The organism is Microcoleus sp. BM001215392, from assembly GCF_036700185.1.
Taxonomy (GTDB): Bacteria; Cyanobacteriota; Cyanobacteriia; order Cyanobacteriales; family Microcoleaceae; genus Microcoleus.
The window spans coordinates 1-2,040 of record NZ_JAUBOJ010000647.1 but is presented as its reverse complement, the minus strand read 5'-3'; the positions used below and the strand labels follow the sequence as shown (position 1 = coordinate 2,040).

The 2,040-nt window shown below is 36.7% G+C and carries 2 protein-coding genes; both read left to right on the top strand.

The genetic code is table 11. The features are described from left to right. The first annotated feature begins 269 nt into the window (after positions 1–269). The gene (locus QT974_RS33780; RefSeq protein WP_333472720.1) at positions 270–1,274 is read left to right on the top strand and encodes an AAA family ATPase; all 1,005 of its coding nucleotides are present in this window, start codon (positions 270–272) and stop codon (positions 1,272–1,274) included. Continuing rightward, positions 1,267–1,953: a DUF3226 domain-containing protein gene (locus QT974_RS33775; RefSeq protein ID WP_333472719.1), complete on the top strand. Its 687-nt coding sequence runs from the start codon at positions 1,267–1,269 to the stop codon at positions 1,951–1,953. Before QT974_RS33780 ends, QT974_RS33775 begins: the two co-directional genes overlap by 8 nt. Positions 1,954–2,040: the final 87 nt, after the last annotated feature.

The window sequence follows — 2,040 nt, the reverse complement described above, 5'->3', positions numbered from 1 at the left end:
CTCTTTGAGAGGACTTTCGCTATGAGACGGGGGTTTGAAACGAACGGCGGACTTGCGGGTTAGTCGATATCTTCATGCCACCATCTGCGTTATTGAGCCTAGCGCGCGATCGAGTAGCACCTCAATTTATCTCTTTTCTCGACCTCTGCGTGAATCCGCGTTAATCCATTGTCATCTGCGGTTAACAAATTCTCTTTTTTAAACCGCAGATACAGGCAGATAAACACAGATTAACGCAGATAATTTATATCAATTCAAAAGGATCGGTAATGCTTAAAGAAATAGAAATCCAAAATTTTAGGTGTTTTGAGCAAATCAAAATTTCTGGGTTTGAAAGAGTCAATTTAATCGGCGGCAAAAACAATGCTGGCAAGACAGCATTGCTAGAAGCAATTTTTCTCAATATTGCTCCACACGCTAGCAGTCTAGCAATCCTAAAAGAGTTAAGAAGAGAGTCATCAAAAGCTGTACAAGCTATGCCAGATAGAGCCTGGGATAACTTATTTTACGCACTAAAAAAAGATACATCTATAGTAATTATTGGAAAAGACTACAACAACACGGATCGAGTAGAAATTAAATTAGAAATTAATTCAGTTAAATCTAGTATAGTTATTGAGTTTATGAGGAACGAAAATCGATCTGCCTTGTCATCAAAAAAGGTTCCTGCGACACATTTAATGAGTTATGATACTTCTACTACTGGCAAAGTACCAATCATTCCATCGTTTACCAGGATTTCAGGGAGAGAACTCACAGTAGCATACGATAACGCCCGTTTAAATGACAAAGATAGCGAAGTCTTGAAAGCTTTTCAAGTTATCGATCCGGCGATCGAATCAGTAGAGAGTTTTTATATTGGGGAACCAACACTATACTTGAGAAGAAAAGGAGAAAAACGTTTACCTCTCTCATTATTTGGAGATGCCCTGAACCGAGTTGCAGAAATTATTCTTAAACTGGTAAACAGCGAACACAAAATACTGCTAATTGATGAAATAGAGAATGGCATTCACCATACAAACCAAAAGGAATTTTGGAGAATGTTATTTCGGTTAGCGGTTGAAGTGGATACCCAGATTTTTGCCACAACTCACAGTTTAGAAATGCTTCAAGCATTTGCTGATGTGGGCTTGGAACTAAATAAAGAATGCAGCAGCGCATATTTTGAACTAGCAAAGAAACTCAAAACAAATCAAATAATCGGAAGTCGGCTCGATTTGGAAACTTTAAATTACGCACTAGAGCATCAAGAAGGAGTGAGAGGTGAGTAATCTTGTCATAGTAGAAAGTAAAAATGATAAAATTTTTATGCAGGCAATGGTTGAAAAACTAAACTGCGATATCCAGGTAGCATCACCTATTTATATAGATGATTATCAAAGTTTGGAAGGCTTGAGCGAAACAGAGTTAACCAAAGCTTTAAAAAATTTAGAAAGAAAGATTGACCGAAAAGATATCGAAAAGATTGGAATTATTATCGACATTGATAATTGTTCAGAGCAAGAACGGCTGCAATTCGTAGATAAATGTATAAAACAAGTGTTTGAAGCTGAAAGCTTGTCAAGCACTAAACAATTTATCGATATTTGTACAAAACTTGGCACAAATGCAAATTTGGCTTGTTACTTTACAAATGTTGGAGGTAGAGGGGAACTGGAAACGCTTTTAAAAGAAATAAAGGCTATACAATCTCCTTATGCTGATTGTTTGAATAGTTGGCAAACTTGCATAGAAAGTCAGGGAAAGGAAATCAATCAGAAAGAGTTTGATAAATTTTGGGTTAGTATCTATCTCAGGTATGATACTTGCTCAAATCAGGAACAGAAACAAGCTGGGAAAAAATGCAGTATGTCTGGGTTTGATTATGTTATGGAACACAAAAAAGATATTTGGGATTGGAATAATCCTGCTCTTGATGATTTGAAGGAGTTTTTTAGGCTTTTTTGTTAAAATGATAAAATTCACATACAATCAATAGCAAAGGGAGCATCCCGATTGTGCAAACATATCCGCAAGGGCGAAGCATTCGCGCCTGTA